The following is a 15,761-nucleotide window of genomic DNA, read 5'->3' on the forward strand; positions in this document are numbered from 1 at the left end:
GAACTGGGCTACATTGCGCAGGTGAGTGAAAATCTCGATCGCGTCGATCGCTTGATCATCGACGAGCTTGTGTCCGACGGCCGCGCCACGTTGGCGACGCTGGCGGAGAAGGCTTCCTTGTCGGTCTCGGCCGTGCAATCCAGAGTCCGACGGCTGGAGTCACGGCGCGTGATCCGTGGCTACACCGCCCAGGTGGATCCGGAAGCCCTCGGACGGCCGTTGTCGGCCTTCGTGGCAATCACTCCCATCGACCCGGCCCAACCCGACGACGCTCCCGCCAGACTGAAGCACCTCTCGGCCATCGAATCGTGCCATTCGGTTGCCGGCGAGGAAAGCTACGTACTGTTGGTGCGAGTCGAATCGCCTCGTGCACTCGAACGCCTACTGCAGGAAATCAGGGCCACCGCCAACGTGCAGACACGCAGCACCATCATTTTGCAGACGTTCTACGACCGCTGACGGCCCGCCACACGCGATCCGAGGACATCGGCAGGTCGTACAGTCTGGCCCCCACAGCGTCGCGGATAGCGTTTGCCAAAGCAGGAGCGACGGGGTTGTACGGAGACTCGCTCATCGACTTCGCGCCGAACGGACCCAACCGGTCGTAGGTGTCGGCGAACAGTACTTCGGTCCGAGGAATATCCGCGAACTGCGGAACGTGATAGCTCCGGATGGAATCGGTGGTGACCAGACCGGCACCGTCGGTACGGATCTCCTCGTACAGTGCGCTGCCGATAGCCTGCGCAACGCCACCTTCGACCTGGCCGCGGCACTGCTGCGGGTTCATCACCGTTCCAGCGTCCGCGCTGTGCACCGAGTGCAGAATCTGCACTGTGCCGGTGTCCTCGTCCACCGCCACCCGGAAAGCTTGGACATCGAACGCCAGTGATCGCGGTAGCCCGCCGCTGTTGCCCTCGGTGACCAGCGAGCCACCGGCCTTCGCCAAGATGTCGTCGAGGGTGACGAACCGATCGCCGCACCGCACGCCTTCGGGTCCCAATGTGCAGTCCGAGTGTCGTTGTCCGGTAACGGTTCCGGCGATATCGAGAATCCTTGCCGACAGTGCGCGGACCGCCGCGTAGAGAGCCTTGCCTGCCACCACCGTGCCCGCCGAACCGAAGGCGCCGGTGTCGTAGGTGGTGGAATCGGTGTCGGACTGGCAGACCTGAATGCGATCGACCGAGGTACCCAACTCGCTCGCCGCGATCTGAGTGTGCACGGTAGTGGTCCCGTTGCCGAATTCCGCTGTTCCGACGCGTATCTCGTACCGACCCTCGGGCAGCAATGCCACCGACGTTTCGGCGCGATGACCGCGTGGTGGAATCGTCGCGATCATGGCCACCGCCATCCCTTCGCCGACTTTCCATCCCGTCGGCGCATGCTCACCGTTGCCGCGTCGCAGGGCTGCCTGGGCGAGGTCGATGCACTGATCGAGGCCGTAGCTTCCGAACTGCAGGTCGTCTTCTTCGATATGCGCGGCGACGATGTCGTCGCCGGGGACGATCACGTTGCGTCGTCGAAACTCGAACGGATCGACGTCGATCTCTCTGGCCAGATCGTCCATTGCCGATTCGATCGCGAACATCACCTGTCCCAGTCCATAACCACGGAATGCTCCGGACGGAATGTTGTTGGTGTAGACGGTCTTCGCATCGACGCGCTTGTTGGCGCACCGGTAGATCGCGACGGACTCGCCGCACCCGTGGAACATCACTCCGGCACTGTGATTTCCGTAGGCCCCGGCATCGGTGAGAACGTCGATCGACAACGCGGTCAACGTGCCGTCGGCGCTCGCGGCAGCGGTGACGTCGACCCGGAACGGGTGACGACACGGCGAGACGGTGAACTCGTCGGTCCGCGTGAACTCGAATTGCACGGGTCGGCCGGTGCGGAGCACGGCCAGCGCCACGACGTCCTCGGTCAGCAACTCCTGCTTGCCGCCGAAGCCGCCGCCGACGCGGGCGGTGAACACCCGCACTCCTTCGCGCGGAAGGCCGAAGATCTCACAGATCTCGTCGCGTACCAGAAACGGAACCTGGGTGCTGGTGCGCAGATTCAGCCTCCCCGTCTCGTCCAGCCACCCGATGGTGCCGTGGGTCTCCAGGTGCACGTGTTGTACTCGCTGCGTCGTCCACCGTCCGGTGACCACCGCCGCCGCATCACGGACTGCGGCGTCGACGTCTCCGGTGCTGCCGTGCAACTCTGCCACCAGATTTCGTGACGGATCCGCAATGCGAGCCGTCGCATCCTTGTCGCCGTGGATCTTCGGCGCACCGGGTTCGAGCGCGGATTCGGGATCGAACACCGCGGGCAGCACGTCGTACTCGACGACGAGGGCGCGGCACCCTTGCTCCGCGGCCGCGACCGAATCTGCGACCACGATCGCCACCCGCTGGCCGATGAAGCGCACGACGGTGTCGAGTACGTGGGTGTCGTCGGGATCGTCGACGCGGCGATCGTGGCGTGCCGTCGAAAATGCGGTGGACGGGCTGTCTTTCGCGGTGAGCACGAGAACGACCCCGGGCACCCGCTCCGCGGCAGCGACGTCGATGGCGACGATGCGCGCATGCGCATGCGGGCTGCCGAGCACCGTGGCGTGCAGTAGCCCCTGGGGTGAGTGATCGAGGGTGTAAGGCTCGGTTCCGGTGACGATCCGGGCGCTGGCCGGTGCAGCGACGGATCGCCCGCAGGCCGGTCCGTCGACGGCTTTCTCGGTGTTCACCAGTCCACAGACTGCGTCGGCTATCGCCCGGTACCCGGTGCAGCGACACAGATTCCCCTTCAGCCGCTCGGGGAGTTCGTCCATATCGTTCTCGGTCAGCGTCGATGCAGTGACGACCATTCCTGCCGTGCAGAACCCACACTGGAAGCCCGCGGCCTCGACGAAGCGGCTCTGCATGGGATGCAGGTCGTCCGGAGTGCCGAGCCCGGTAACGGTGGTCACGGATCGGTTCGCGGCACGGAATGCGGGGAAGATGCACGAGTGCACCGGCTCACCGTCGACGAGCACCGAACACGCTCCGCAATCGCCCGCGTCGCAGCCTTTCTTCACCTCGAAATGTTCGTGTTCGCGCAGCATCGTTCGTAGGCACTGGCCCGGCCGTGGTTCGACGTCGGTCGGTACGCCGTTGATGTCGACGATCATGACAACTCCTCGCGAATCTGCTGGGCTGCAATACAACTGATGTGACGACGCCAGTCCGGCGCACCGTGGGGGTCGTCGTACCAGTGCTCGGGACCGATTGTCTCGGCCAGCGCCTCGTCGAGTTCGCCGGCCGTCGGCAGAGCCGGAAAGCGAAGTACGAACGGGCGGACCGTCGATGCGCTCACCGTCAGAACGAACTGGCCGCCGGCGTCGACCCGCCCGATCACCACCGCGGCCGATCGGCCGAGTGGTGAGAGTGCGAGCTTGCGCATCGCCGTCCTCGCCTCGAGCGCATACCGCGGAATCTCGATGCTGCGCAACACGTCTCCAGGGCGAAGAGCATTGGTGTGCGGTCCGGTGATCAGATCGTCGATCGCGATGTCGTAGTCGTGTTCGGGACCGTCTGCAGACCACACCTGCCCGATGCCGTCGAGGGCCGCGGTGACCGAGATCATCGCACCGGCGGGCAGGGCCAACGCGATGTTGCCGCCGACGGTGGCAGTTTTCCAGATCTTGAACGAGGCCAACAGTGCTGCGGCGCAGCGAGGAAACAGTGCGGCGGCAGGCCACTGCGAATCGAATCGCGCCAGCGTCTCGATCGTGCACGTGGCGGCGATCTCGAGCCCGGCCTCGGTGACCGTCAACGGCTCCCAGCCCAGGGCGGTGATATCGACGAGGGTACTCAGATGATCCTGCTTCTCCGAGAACAACCAGGTACCACCTGCGAGTACTGCGGTGTCTGCGCGTCCCGGCGGCAGGTCCGACCGGGAACCGGGAAGCAGAACGTTGTCGACAGTGCCGAGATCCATGGTCTTCGTTCACCTCATCCTCGCCGGGAGGGTCCACCGCGCCGGCAGGTCCACCACCCGATGTGTCACCTCGAACTCTAGTGAGTTTCTGTTACCGATCTTCGGTGGTCCGGCGATCCGTCCGAAACTCGGCGGAAACAACCCGCACCTAGTGTGGTCTCGAACAAGCGCAGTGATGCCGAGCCGGGGGAGGGCGACAGTGCAGGTCAAGGACTTGCTCGACGCCACAGGGCTCAGCATTCGATTGCTCACCTCCGACCCGGACGCTCTGGACCGCACGTTGCGGTGGACCTACACCACCGATCTGCCGGATCCGTCGCGCTACATCGCCGGCGGCGAATTGGTCATCACCGGCCTCGTGTGGCGTCGAACGCCGGCCGATAGCGAGGTGTTCGTCCGGGCTGTCGCAGAATCCGGGGCCTCGGCACTGGCGGCGGGGGAGGGATTGCTCGGCCACATTCCACCGGATCTGATCGACGCGTGCGAGCGGCACGGACTGCCCTTGCTCGCCGTACCCGACAATGTCTCGTTCGGCGAGGTCACCGAGTTTCTCGTCGGGAGAGTCACCGGTGATCGAATCGCCTCGCTCAACAGCTCCCTCGTTCGGCACCGCCAACTGCTCACTGCGGTCGCAGACGGTAGGGCCCTCGACGAGCTGGCCCTGCACACCTCCAGGGAAACGGGGATGGCATGTCTGATCTTCACTGCTACCGGGCGCCGGCTGGTGGCCGAAGTGGTCGCGTTCTCCGATGCCGACGTCGACACATTGACGCACGCTGCGCTGTCATCCGAAAGACTGCCCACGACAACGACTCTCAGCGACGGTGAGGCGTACAGCATCTTCGGAATCGGCCCGTCGCTCGCTCAGAGAACCACGCGGTGGTTCCTCGCGGTGGCGGGAGACAGAGACACCTTCCCTCCGGCGATCTCCGACGCGTTCGGTCAGCTGGCAGCGATCGCCGCCCTCGATCGTGCTCGACGCGAGGAAGGACGGCTGGTTCGTCGTGAAATAGCAGACCAGGCCGTGGCATTGATCGAAGCCGACAGCACCAGGCCCGAGGCGCTGACTCGGCTGCGTCAGGCAGCCGTCGATCCAGACCGTCCGCTGGTCGTCATCAGGATCGTGCACAGCGGTAAAGCCGATCTGCGCGAGATGCTGCGAACAGTGCTCAGCGATACTCTGAATTCCTTCGGCGGCGGCTGCGTCGGTGCCAGCACACACGGCGACATCGTCGCGATCGTGAACACCGAGGATCCATGGATCGCGCAAACCCTCCGAACCCGATTGTCCCGCTTGGGTTCCGGTATCGGGCGCAGCCGCCTGCTCGTGGGCGTCAGCTCGGAGGCCACGGGTCTCACCATCGACGGTGCGCTGCGTTCGGCCCGGCACGCCCTGGACATGAGCAGGCAGGGGACCGGCCCCGTCACTGTCACCACCGGTGCGCAGCTGACCTCGGCAGTGTCGATGCTGTCGGCACTGCCCGACGACGTGCGCCGATCTTTCGTCGAGCATGTTCTGGCACCCTTGCTCGAGTACGACCGGCGCGCCGACGCCGGTCTGATCGACACACTTCGTGAGTTTCTGGCCACGGGCGGATCCTGGAATCGAACCGCCGACTCGTTGCATGTGCACCTCAACACCGTCCGATATCGAATCAAGCGTGTCGAGGAACTACTCGGCCGCGACCTGGGCTCCACCGAGGACAGGCTGGACGTCTACCTCGCTCTGCAATCCATCCCTCGGCCGTCGGCCACGGGAGCGGCATAAGATCGCTGTATGACTGGCTTCACCGGGATCCCCTTTGCTGCGCTGGACTTCTACGAGGACCTCGAAGCCGACAACAGCAAGCTCTGGTGGAACGAGCACAAAGCGGTCTACGAGAACGCGGTCAAGGGGCCGATGACGGCGTTGCTCGCGACACTGGAACCGGAGTTCGGCAGCGCCAAGGTGTTCCGCCCCTACCGAGACGTTCGCTTCTCCAAGGACAAGACTCCGTACAAGACCCATCAGGGCGGATTCGTCGCTCGCGGCGACAGTCTGGGCTACTACGTCCAGATCGACCCCGCCGGATTGTTCGTCGCCGGAGGCTTCTACAACTCCTCGACCGACGGTGTTGCCCGCTATCGCCGCACCGTCGACGACGACGTGCGCGGAGCCGAGCTCGAGCGGATATTGGGGACGTTGACCAAGGCCGGATACGAGATCGGCGGAGACAAGCTCAAGACCAAGCCGCGGGGATACGAGCTCGATCACCCGCGCATCGACCTTTTGCGCCACAAGTCGCTCACTGCAGGTAAGCATTTCGGGTCACCCGCCTGGCTGGAAACATCCAAGGCCGCGACGAAGGTGCGCGACGCCTGGCGTGCCCTGACTCCCTTGGTGGAATGGTCTGCGGCGCTGCACACGTGAGCGCAGCGCTCTATCCGACGACAGAGTACGTTCGCCAGGCACTTCCGGCATCCGGAGCATCCTCGCGTTCGACCGTCGCCTGAATCAGACCGTACGGACGGTCGTCGGCGTTGAACACCTCGAGGTTGTTCTCGATGTCGAACTTGCCGAGGTCGTACAGGAAGTGATGCTTGTTCGGTGCCGACATCGAGATCTCGGCGATGAACGGATACTTCTCGAGCACTGCCTCACCCATGGCGTACAACGTCTGCTGCAACGCCAAGGACTGCAGATTGGCGAACCTTTCGATCATCGCGGCCTTCACGCCCTCGTACACCGCATCCCACTCGACATCGGCTGTGGTGTAACGCCATTGCGCCGTCAGTGACGTCGCCATCACACGGTCGGTGGTGGGCTCGAGAACGGTCAGGTCGTCCTCGAGGAAGCCGTGGAACTCCGAGCCCGTCGACTTCAGGATCACCATCTCCTTGAAGCCGCTGATCACCCATGTCCGCTGGGCATCGCCCTTGCCTTCGACGGTCACGGCCGACGTACGGGTCTCCTCCCCCTTGCGCGTCCAGGTGTGATCGTGCTCGACGCCGTCGACGACCACTCGAGCCCAGGCATACTCCTCCAGCTCGATGCGGGCACCGTCTACGGGGTCGACGTCGTCGACGTAGTGGCGAGCCAGATCGAGGCCGTAACTCTCGAGGTGCAGTAGGCCCTTGGTCTTGGCATACGCGTACGCGGTCTGCTTCTGGGTGTCGGTGGGCAGCACGTTGGACTGATCACCCACCAGATGCGCGGGGGAGAAGTTGCCGCGTAGCGCACTCGAGACGTTGATGTCGTGGATTTCGTGCCGCGGCGAGTCTCGATAGATCCGCACTACGCGGTTCTCCGCCTTGCCGTACTGATTGGATCCGAGGACGATCTTGCCGGTCAGGTCGGTCATGTCAGCTCCCGCGATAGGTCGAATAAGCGAAGGGGGACAACAGCAAAGGCACGTGGTAGTGGGCATCGGGATCGGTGACGGTGAACGAGATCGACACCTCGGGATAGAAACTCGGTGTCGCTGTTGCCTCGAAATAATCGCCGGTGTCGAACGAGAGGCGGTAGACGCCCGGATCGATCGGCCCCGGTACGACTTCACCGATACGTCCGTCCCCGTCCGTGGTGGCGGTGGAGATCTCGCCCTTCTCGGGGTGGAACAATCGCACCCGCATCCCGACCGCCGGTGTTCCCGAGGTGGCGTCGAGTACGTGCGTGGACAGCCCGGTCACTGCTCGGGACCCAGCATGCGGCCGAGGCGAATTCGATTGATCTTGGCCAGTTCCACGCGGAGCACCCGTCTTTCGGTTTCGGCATCGTTGTCGAGCCTCTCCTCGAGGATAGCGAGCAGGTCCTCGGCCGATCGGCCGGTGGCACACACTAGATAGACGTGCCCGAACTTCTCCTCGTACGCACGGTTTCCCGCCGCCAATTTCTCGAGCACCGCGGTGCCGGCGGTCGTCACCGCCGCCTGCTCGCGCTTCGACGACGGGTTGTCGGCCTTGCCGCCGATTCGGGGATGGCCGTCGAGAGCATGGTCGATCTCGGCTTCGGGTAGCTCGGCGAGGACTCGATCTGCTCTGTCCAACAGCAGGTCTCGACTGTCGAACGGGCGGCCCTGGGCGACCCGACGGGCCCAGATCGACGACGCGCAACACTCGTAGAGTGCGTGCATCGCCTGTCGATCACTGAGCCGATTGAACCCGTCGAGCCCTATCCATTCGTGTAGCAACTCGCGCTCACTATCTGAAGTCGTTGATGCGACCGAACCGCGCGGCCGCGATCGGGTTGGCATCGGCCACAAGATCGTCGAATCGGTAGTTCGCGATCTTGGCTATCTCGATCATCGCAAACGACCGCTCTGCCGACGGCGCGTTCTCGACGCGCGACCAACCGTTGGCCAGGACTCGATCGTAGCGCTCGGTCTCCCGCGCGCAGATCACCAGCGGGAAGCCGAAGTGCTCGCGGTATTCGGCGGCGAGTTGGACGATGTTGTCGTGCTCGTCCTCCTCCAGGTTGGACAGGCCGACGTGGTCCGCTGCGTTGAGGGTGCCGGTGGCGTCCTCGCTACCGAGATCGGGGTAGCTGTTGATCAGCTCGATCTGTTCCTCGGTGGTGCCGGCCAGCAGTGACTCCTGGAACGCCTCGCGCAAACCGTGCGCATCGGCGAAGGGCCGCTGCTGGTACGCGCGTTCGACCACCCACGGAGTGCCCTGCACCAAGCCGCCGAACGTTGCGGCGAAGTCCTCGGAGGACATCTCGTTGACCTGGTCGAGGGTGATGCCCTTACCCGGACCACCGGCGACGGCCTGCCCGCGATTGCCGATGTGGAAGAACAACACGTTGAGCACGATTGCCGAGACCGCGCCCAGCACGATGCCGCTGCCGAACAGCATTGCGAGCCAGTCCGGCACGCCTTCCGAGACTGTGGGCTGGATGGTGACGAGCATCGCCAGTCCGAGACTGGTAGCGACGATGATCAGGTTGCGGTGATCGGTGAAGTCCACCTTCGACAGGGTTTGGATTCCGACCACGGCGACGGTCGCGAACAGGGCCAGCGCGGCACCACCGAGCACCGGCGGGGGAATCGATGCGACGACGGCCGCGGTCTTGGGCAGCAAACCGAGCAGAATCATGATGCCACCGGCGGTGGCCACCACCCATCGGCTGCGAACGCCGGTCAGCCGGACCAGACCGACGTTTTCCGAAAACGCCGTGTACGGGAACGAGTTGAACGTACCGCCGATGACGGTGGCAACGCCGTCTGCGCGCAGGGTGGCGGCGATGTCGTCCTTCTTGATGCGTTTGCCGACGATCTCACCGGTCGCGTACACGCTGCCGGTGGTTTCGACCGCGATGATGAGCATGACGACGATCATCGAAATGATGGCGATGACACTGAATTTGGGTACCCCGAACAGGAAGGGCTGCGTGAAACCGACCCACGATGCTTCCGAAGTGCCGTCGAAGTTCATGTCTCCCAGCATGAATGCGACCGCGCTGCCGATGACGAGGCCCAGGAGCACGGCGATGGTGGCCATGAATCCCTTGAAGAACCGTTGGATCAACACGATGATCAGCAGTGTGCCGATCGCGTACGCCATCCACCGCCCGTTGGTCGGGTCCTGTTCGTGCGTAGCAGGATTGGTCACCGCGTCGTTGACGGCGACCGGCAGCAAGGCGACACCGATGATCGTGATGACGGTGCCGGTCACCACCGGCGGGAAGAAGCGCAGCAGTTTGCTGAAGTACGGTGCCATGAAGAACGTGACGAGGCCGGCCACGATGACGGCACCGTAGACGTACAGCAACCCCTCGGTGCCGCCGCCGTTCGCCATCGCGATTGCAATCACCGGAGAGACACCGGCGAACGTCACGCCTTGCAGCAGCGGCAGGCGGACACCGATCTTCCAGAATCCGACCGACTGAATGATCGACGCGATGCCGCAGGTGAACAGATCCGCATTGATCAGGTGAATCAATTGTTCGTTGGTCAGTCCGATCGCGCTGCCGATGATGATCGGCACCAAGACAGCGCCTGCGTAGAACGCGACGACATGTTGGAAACCGTAGGCGGCGAGTTTCGGAACTGGGAGCACTTCGTCGACAGGATGGACACGTGTGCGTGTGGTGGGCTTGACGGACATGGGTGGGCACCTCGCGGAAGCAACAGGGCAGGATTCCTGCGACGCTGCAGGAGAAGTGCACTAAGAATCGGTCATCGCGCCTATCCTCGCTAGTCGAGCGAGCACAAACTTCGGGGCGTACTCGACGTGGCCGTTGTGCGAACATCCAACACCGGCCCAGCGACGGAAGGAGCCAGGGTGTCCGACTCTGCCGTGGGAGTGCTCCTGGCTGCGGGTGCCGGAACGCGGTACGGCTCGCCGAAAGTGCTCGCTCACGACGGGCTGTGGCTTCGTACGGCAGTGCAGGCATTGCGCGACGGCGGCTGCGACCGCGTGCTCGTGGTGCTGGGCGCGGCCGATGCCCCAGTCCCCGACGGCGCGATCGCCGTGTATGCACCCCAGTGGGAGCAAGGAATGAGCGCCTCCTTCATCACCGGGCTATCGGCGGCGTCGGGCGCGGACTACGCGGTGGTGCACGTGGTCGATACGCCGGATGTCGGACCCGAGGTGGTGCAGGCAGTTCTCGCCGCAGCGCGGGAAACAGGTCTCGCCAGGGCGGTGTTCGACGGCCGTCCCGGACATCCGGTCGTTCTGGCGCGTCGACACGTCGACGCAGCCGTGGCATCGGCGTCGGGAGACTCCGGCGCCCGGGACTTCCTGCGGGGGAGAGACGACGTGATTGCCGTCGAATGTTCGCAATGGGCAACGGGAATCGACCACGACTATCGGTGAGTGGCCCCGTCGGCGGTAGCGTGAAAGTCATGGAGCGGCGCATTTCGGATCGAACAGTGGATGCCATCCGCGCCGCAGTCGTGCTGGAAGGCGTGATCGGCGAGCGGACGCCACTCGTCCGCTCGGGACTGGACTCGATGAAGGCCGTGTGTCCGGTGCACGGTGAGCGGACACCCAGTCTGCATGTTCGACCGAGCCGGCAACGTTTTCACTGTTTCGGGTGCGGAGCAGGAGGCGACGCGTTCGATTTCATCCAGGCTGTCGACGGGGTCAGCAGGATCGAATCGGTCGAAATCCTGGCGGACCGAGCCGGTCTCGTCATCGACTACGAGGATCGGGACCAATAGAAGCTTCCCCGCGGGGACGCCCGAATCCGCTGACCTCGGCGGCAACGGCGTCGATGATGCCGTCGAACTGATGACCACCGGTCGGGAACTCGACCACCGTCGCAGACGGGAGAGCTTTCGAGTTCAGCGCCAGGTGGGAAACGGGAACCACGTCGTCGTCCCGGCAGTGGACGAGCATCAGGTCGGTCTCGGGTTCGGGGTCGGTGAACGCGTAGTCGACGACGTCCCACCCACACGGAGTCCAGTCCGGCATCGCCAGCAGAGTGGCCCGCAGGGGCCATTGCCGGCGATGTTCTGCCAGGACCCTGACGAGGATCGATGCGCCGAAGGAATGCGCCATCACCCAATCCTCCGGTCCGAGCCGGTCCAGGTGTTGCCGAACCGGTCCGGCCCAGTCCTCGAAACCCATAGCGGTGTCGGACAGCTCCGGCATCCGAAGGTCGAGACGCAGAGCCCTGGCCAGCCCGTGCGCCAGCTCCGCGTCGTCGACAAATCCACCGGCGCCGTGAACGAACAGAAGTCGGCCGACCATGCTGGGTTCCTCTCTCCGGCAATGCTGTCACCGAAGAAGACCGGTGCCACCCCGTGAATTCACCGGTTGACTCGGATTCGGGGTTCGTGCGAGCATCTTCGGCAGCGTCGCGTGTCGATGACGGACTGCGTCAGGCATGGAGGCGTCGTACTGCCCAGGAGGCAGCGCATGTCCATTTCGTTCGATCACACCATCGTTGTTGCGAAGAACAGTTCCGATTCTGCGGCGTTCTTTCGCGAGCTGTTCGCTCTACCAGAGGCGCCGTCGTGGGGGCCGTTCGTCAACGTACAACTCACCGACGGAACGCTCATCCAATTCGCCGAGCCCCCCTTCGACGATATTCAGTTTCAGCACTATGCGTTCAGGGTCAGCGACGATCTGTTCGACGCGGCCTACACCAGGCTGGTCGACCGGGGCGTCGAGCACTGGGCCGACCCTCGGATGACCGAACCCGGCACCGTCAATACCGGCCATGGTGGCCGCGGAGTGTACTTCCGCGACCCGACCGGGCACTTCTTCGAGATGCTGACGCACTCCTACCTGTCGACGCCGGGTGAGCCGATACCCTAGCGATTGTGGCCGAGCAGCAGCATGTTTCGATGACGAGAACCGGAATAGGCTTGTCGCCGAACATGGTCGAGGTTGCTCGACGCGAATTCCCGCATCTGATTTTCCGCGCCGGATCCATGGAGTCGTTGTCTGCGGCGGACGTTCGAGTGCACCGGGCCGCGGTGGGATAAGAGCCGCCATCGCAGGCGTATCCGATGGCCCGCAAACGAACATCGTGACCGCCTCGGATTGCCGATGATGTCCTGTGACTACCTGGTCGATCGGTAGGATTTGCCCGATGTGTGCACCCCGTCCGCGCGTTCTCTTCGTCACCGACCTGGCTTATCCATCGAGGGGCCGACGCTACTGCGACGAAGACATCTTTCTGTCGTCGCAGCTCCGCGAGCGGGTCGACATTGCGCTGTGTCACCCGCTCGAAGCGCGTGCGCTGATGGACGGCTTCGATGCTGTCGTCATCCGGAACTCCGGGCCCGTGCTGGGGTACCAGGATGCTTTCGACGCGTTTACTCGCCGCGCGCGCGAGAACGGCACGAGGGTCTTCACCCAGCTCACCGGCAAAGGCGACCAGAGAGGCAAGCAGTACCTGGTCGACCTTTTCGCAGATGGTTTTCCGGTTATTCCTACCGTCGACGGCCCGCGGGACGTCTCGCGCTTACCCGAGGTGGAAACCTATGTGGTGAAACCGAAATGGGGTGCCGACTCGATCGGTATGCGTCACATCGGGCGCGCCGAACTGTCGGAAGTCGAGCCGGGCACGTTGATTCAGCCGCGAATCGATTTTGTGTACGAAGTGTCGTTCTACTTCATCGGCCGCACATTGCAATACTCCTTGCACGCTCCGGACCCCGGCCGACGCTGGGACTTGGAGCCGTACTCGGCTACTGCTCAGGACGAAGAGTTCGCGCAACGATTCGTCGACTGGAACGACATCGACCACGGAATCACGCGGGTGGACGCATGCCGCACCGTTGACGGAGCGCTGCTGTTGGTCGAGCTCGAAGACCTGAACCCGTACCTCTCACTCGACCGGCTGCCCGAGCCGAAGCGTCGAGAGTTCGTGAACCACATGGCGGAGGCGATCGTAGCGCTGTGTGCCCAACCGTAGAGGGCGAACTCAGTTGGGTAGCACGTCGGACGCAGCATCGGTGATCACGATTCGGTAGCGTCGAGACCGCGAAAGGTGGTGGCCGATGTCGATCACGGTGCTCCACATATCGGCCGCGCTGCTGTCGGTTCTGCTCGGTGCCGTGATTCTGCTCGCGCGAAAAGGGACGCCGCGGCACCGGCACTGGGGACGGATGTACGGCTTCGCTCTACTGGTCATGGTGGTCTCCTCGTTCTTCGTGACCGACATTCGTACCGGCTGGAGCGTGTTTCACGCAGTGTCGGTGCTGACCGGCGTTCTGGTGCTGTGTGGCTGGTGGCAGCCCGTGTTCGGGCGCTCGCGAGCGGGTTGGGTTCGGCGACACATGCTGTCGATGCAGCTGTCCTACCTGGTGCTCATCGTGACCGGTACGGCCCAGTTCTTCGACTACTTGCCTCTTCCGAACGACGCTCTCAACGCCATCGTGTTTCTGCAGCTGCCCCTGATGGTCGGGATCGTGGCAATCATTCGGCGCAGTCGACGCCCTACCGGTACCTACGGTTCGCTACCGTCGTCTCCGTGATTCTCGGACCGAACGATGCAGTTCCACGTTGCCCGTCGAGGATCGTCGTTGCGGGGACGTCCGGTTCCGGCAAAACGACACTGTGTGCCCGTCTGGGATCGATTCTGGGAATCGAACACATCGAGATCGACAGCCTCTATCACGGGCCGAATTGGACGCCGCGTGCGACGTTCGAGTCCGACGTGGAGAAGTTCATCTCGCGCCCTGCCTGGGTCACCGAGTGGCAGTACCACGCTGTGCGCGATCGTCTCGCCGATCGTGCGGATCTGATGTTGTGGCTCGACCTACCGCGCCGAACAGTCATGCGGCAGGTGATGACTCGGACGTTGCGCCGCAGGCTCGGTAGGCACGAGCTGTGGAACGGCAACGTCGAACCCCCACTGCACCGCGTCTTCCTCGACCGCGACCACGTCGTTCGATGGGCATGGAACACCTACCGGTTGAACACCGAGCGCGTGCAGCGACTGAGCGTGCGCCGCCCGGAGCTGACAATTGTTCGCTGTCGTTCGCACCGGGACGTGGAGGCGTGGATTGCGCACCAGCTGATTTCTCCGACTCGATAGCTGTTGTCAGCAGTGAAGTTGCGTTGCGAGAGACTCGATCGAGTCGACACTGTAGGTCCAGTCGGACTCCGCAACGAGGTCGGCAGTCTGCCCCGGTCCGTGTTCGAGCGGACGGGCGACGAACGCAGTCGCGAAACCGCAGTCGGCTGCCGCGACGAGATCGCTGTTGTGTGCGGCCACCATCATGCAGTCACGCGGCTCGAGACCCAGAATGTCGGCGGTACGCAGGTAGGCGTCCGGGGTGGGCTTGTACGCCCGCACCGGTTCTGCGCCGAGGATTGCATCCCACGGCAGTCCGGCGTTCTTGGCCATGTCGAGCAGCAGGGAGATGTTCCCGTTCGAGAGCGGGGCGATGATGAATTCGGTGCGAAGCCGGGTGAGTCCGGGGACCGAATCCGGCCAGGGATCCAATCGGTGCCACGCCTGATTCAGCGCGGCAATACAATCCTCGGCAAGCTGAATGTCGAACTCCGACAACACGACTCGGAGTGATTCGAGATGCAGTACGTCGAGCCGGGTGAAAGGCCTGCGACCGGACCGGACCTCTTCCATCGCCGGCTGGTACATGCTGCGCCAGCGGTCTGCGAAAGAAAAGCTGTCGACATCCGGCCCGCACTGACGTCGGACCTCGCGAGCGATGCTGGTGCGCCAGTCGACGACGGTACCGAACACGTCGAACAGAAGTGCCTTCAACGCTCCTTCTTCTTTTTCTTCGGACTCTTCGAGTGTCCGCCTGCGGACAGCAACGCACCGGCGAGTGGGATGAGGAGGAAGAAGAGCCACTTGTTGTCGAAATCGGTGAGGAAGAACAACGCCAACGAACCGAAGATGACCAGTGGCATGACCACGGCACGCCAATCGAGACCGCCGCCGGTCTCGGCCGGAGCAGGTGACCGCTCGGGCCGGGCAGGCGTGTGCGGCGGCGTCGACGCGGCGGGAAGGTCGACGAACACCGTGTCGAGCTCCCCGCGCGTCGTGGCGGAGGCGATAGTGGCACTGCGCTCGTCGAACTCGGGGACCGTGAGGCGACCCTCGCTGAAGTGCAGGCTGAGCGCGTCGAGCGCCTTTTCCCGATCAGCAGTACCGATACGAATTTCCGGAAGCTCGGACATCGCTACAGGGTAGCGCTATCCGAGGCCTAGATTCGAGCCAAAATTCGCATCGCTACCGATATGTCGTTATTTGATTTCTGTGAGGATGGTGCCTTGGGTGATGGCGTCGCCTGCGGTGACGCTCAGGCCGGTGATGGTGCCTGCTTTGTGGGCGGTGACGGGGTTTTCCATTTTCATCGCTTCCAGGACAGCGATGAGGTCCCCTACCTCGACGGTGTCGC

At 63.8% G+C, this 15,761-nt stretch carries 20 protein-coding genes; 10 read left to right on the top strand and 10 right to left on the bottom strand.

Annotated features, from left to right (window positions below; all coding sequences use genetic code 11):
• The first annotated feature begins 21 nt into the window (after positions 1-21).
• Positions 22-459 (top strand): Lrp/AsnC family transcriptional regulator, encoded by a 438-nt coding sequence (locus O4220_RS27010; RefSeq protein ID WP_032376860.1) that lies wholly within the window; start codon positions 22-24, stop codon positions 457-459.
• Here O4220_RS27010 and O4220_RS27015 read toward each other — a convergent pair.
• Together O4220_RS27015 and O4220_RS27020 are read right to left on the bottom strand one after the other, a co-directional pair.
• On the bottom strand, positions 431-3,145 hold the full coding sequence (locus O4220_RS27015) for a molybdopterin-dependent oxidoreductase (protein ID WP_269608624.1): 2,715 nt from the start codon (positions 3,143-3,145) through the stop codon (positions 431-433). The genes O4220_RS27010 and O4220_RS27015 overlap by 29 nt on opposite strands.
• Positions 3,142-3,954: an FAD binding domain-containing protein gene (locus tag O4220_RS27020; RefSeq protein ID WP_269608625.1), complete on the bottom strand. Its 813-nt coding sequence runs from the start codon at positions 3,952-3,954 to the stop codon at positions 3,142-3,144. Before O4220_RS27020 ends, O4220_RS27015 begins: the two co-directional genes overlap by 4 nt.
• Before the next feature lie 199 nt (positions 3,955-4,153).
• On the opposite strand from O4220_RS27020, the gene O4220_RS27025 reads away from it, so the two are divergent.
• Positions 4,154-5,722 (top strand): PucR family transcriptional regulator, encoded by a 1,569-nt coding sequence (locus tag O4220_RS27025; RefSeq protein WP_269608626.1) that lies wholly within the window; start codon positions 4,154-4,156, stop codon positions 5,720-5,722.
• 9 nt (positions 5,723-5,731) lie between these two features.
• Positions 5,732-6,364 (top strand): DUF2461 domain-containing protein, encoded by a 633-nt coding sequence (locus O4220_RS27030; protein WP_269608627.1) that lies wholly within the window; start codon positions 5,732-5,734, stop codon positions 6,362-6,364.
• 10 nt (positions 6,365-6,374) lie between these two features.
• Here O4220_RS27030 and pucL read toward each other — a convergent pair whose 3' ends face one another.
• From pucL to uraD (O4220_RS27050), 4 genes are read right to left on the bottom strand one after another with little or no spacing between them, the layout of a single operon-like run.
• Positions 6,375-7,295, bottom strand: coding sequence for a factor-independent urate hydroxylase (gene pucL / locus O4220_RS27035; protein ID WP_269608628.1), 921 nt, complete (start codon positions 7,293-7,295; stop codon positions 6,375-6,377).
• 1 nt (position 7,296) lies between these two features.
• The gene (gene uraH / locus O4220_RS27040) at positions 7,297-7,623 is read right to left on the bottom strand and encodes a hydroxyisourate hydrolase (protein ID WP_094736678.1); all 327 of its coding nucleotides are present in this window, start codon (positions 7,621-7,623) and stop codon (positions 7,297-7,299) included.
• On the bottom strand, positions 7,620-8,123 hold the full coding sequence (gene uraD / locus O4220_RS27045; protein WP_269608629.1) for a 2-oxo-4-hydroxy-4-carboxy-5-ureidoimidazoline decarboxylase: 504 nt from the start codon (positions 8,121-8,123) through the stop codon (positions 7,620-7,622). Before uraD (O4220_RS27045) ends, uraH begins: the two co-directional genes overlap by 4 nt.
• 10 nt (positions 8,124-8,133) lie before the next feature.
• Positions 8,134-10,038 carry a 2-oxo-4-hydroxy-4-carboxy-5-ureidoimidazoline decarboxylase gene (gene uraD, locus O4220_RS27050; protein ID WP_269608631.1) on the bottom strand — a complete coding sequence of 635 codons (1,905 nt, stop codon included), beginning with the start codon at positions 10,036-10,038 and terminating at the stop codon, positions 8,134-8,136.
• A gap of 177 nt (positions 10,039-10,215) precedes the next feature.
• Between uraD (O4220_RS27050) and O4220_RS27055 the strand changes: the two genes are divergently transcribed.
• Positions 10,216-10,749, top strand: coding sequence for a nucleotidyltransferase family protein (locus tag O4220_RS27055; protein WP_269608632.1), 534 nt, complete (start codon positions 10,216-10,218; stop codon positions 10,747-10,749).
• A 29-nt stretch (positions 10,750-10,778) separates the two neighbouring features.
• Complete coding sequence (locus tag O4220_RS27060; RefSeq protein WP_269608633.1) at positions 10,779-11,096, top strand: CHC2 zinc finger domain-containing protein; 318 nt, start codon at positions 10,779-10,781, stop codon at positions 11,094-11,096.
• On the opposite strand, the gene O4220_RS27065 is transcribed toward O4220_RS27060, so the two are convergent.
• The gene (locus O4220_RS27065) at positions 11,068-11,628 is read right to left on the bottom strand and encodes an alpha/beta fold hydrolase (protein WP_269608634.1); all 561 of its coding nucleotides are present in this window, start codon (positions 11,626-11,628) and stop codon (positions 11,068-11,070) included. The genes O4220_RS27060 and O4220_RS27065 overlap by 29 nt on opposite strands.
• Before the next feature lie 168 nt (positions 11,629-11,796).
• Here O4220_RS27065 and O4220_RS27070 point away from each other — a divergent pair, with 168 nt between their 5' ends.
• The 5 genes from O4220_RS27070 (at position 11,797) to O4220_RS27090 (ending at position 14,428) form a co-directional block, all read left to right on the top strand.
• A complete protein-coding gene (locus O4220_RS27070; RefSeq protein ID WP_269608635.1) occupies positions 11,797-12,198 on the top strand; it encodes a VOC family protein in 402 nt (133 codons plus the stop codon).
• A gap of 29 nt (positions 12,199-12,227) precedes the next feature.
• Positions 12,228-12,368 (top strand): hypothetical protein, encoded by a 141-nt coding sequence (locus O4220_RS27075; RefSeq protein ID WP_269608636.1) that lies wholly within the window; start codon positions 12,228-12,230, stop codon positions 12,366-12,368.
• A 107-nt stretch (positions 12,369-12,475) separates the two neighbouring features.
• The gene (locus O4220_RS27080; protein ID WP_269608637.1) at positions 12,476-13,303 is read left to right on the top strand and encodes a hypothetical protein; all 828 of its coding nucleotides are present in this window, start codon (positions 12,476-12,478) and stop codon (positions 13,301-13,303) included.
• A gap of 85 nt (positions 13,304-13,388) precedes the next feature.
• A complete protein-coding gene (locus O4220_RS27085) occupies positions 13,389-13,865 on the top strand; it encodes a DUF2306 domain-containing protein (protein WP_269608638.1) in 477 nt (158 codons plus the stop codon).
• Entirely contained in the window at positions 13,862-14,428 is a 567-nt protein-coding gene (locus tag O4220_RS27090) for an AAA family ATPase (RefSeq protein ID WP_269608639.1), read from the top strand. The genes O4220_RS27085 and O4220_RS27090 overlap by 4 nt, the downstream gene beginning before the upstream one ends.
• A 6-nt stretch (positions 14,429-14,434) precedes the next feature.
• On the opposite strand, the gene O4220_RS27095 is transcribed toward O4220_RS27090, so the two are convergent.
• From O4220_RS27095 to O4220_RS27105, 3 genes are all read right to left on the bottom strand, one after another.
• Positions 14,435-15,121, bottom strand: a complete 687-nt coding sequence (locus O4220_RS27095; protein ID WP_269608640.1) for a haloacid dehalogenase type II — start codon at positions 15,119-15,121, stop codon at positions 14,435-14,437.
• Positions 15,118-15,540 carry a DUF1707 SHOCT-like domain-containing protein gene (locus O4220_RS27100; RefSeq protein WP_269608641.1) on the bottom strand — a complete coding sequence of 141 codons (423 nt, stop codon included), beginning with the start codon at positions 15,538-15,540 and terminating at the stop codon, positions 15,118-15,120. Before O4220_RS27100 ends, O4220_RS27095 begins: the two co-directional genes overlap by 4 nt.
• A 66-nt stretch (positions 15,541-15,606) precedes the next feature.
• Positions 15,607-15,761: acetyl-CoA carboxylase biotin carboxyl carrier protein subunit (locus O4220_RS27105; RefSeq protein ID WP_269608645.1), on the bottom strand; the 155-nt coding region annotated here is incomplete at its 5' end.

Source organism: Rhodococcus ruber (assembly GCF_027270735.1).
GTDB lineage: Bacteria > Actinomycetota > Actinomycetes > Mycobacteriales > Mycobacteriaceae > Rhodococcoides > Rhodococcoides rubrum_A.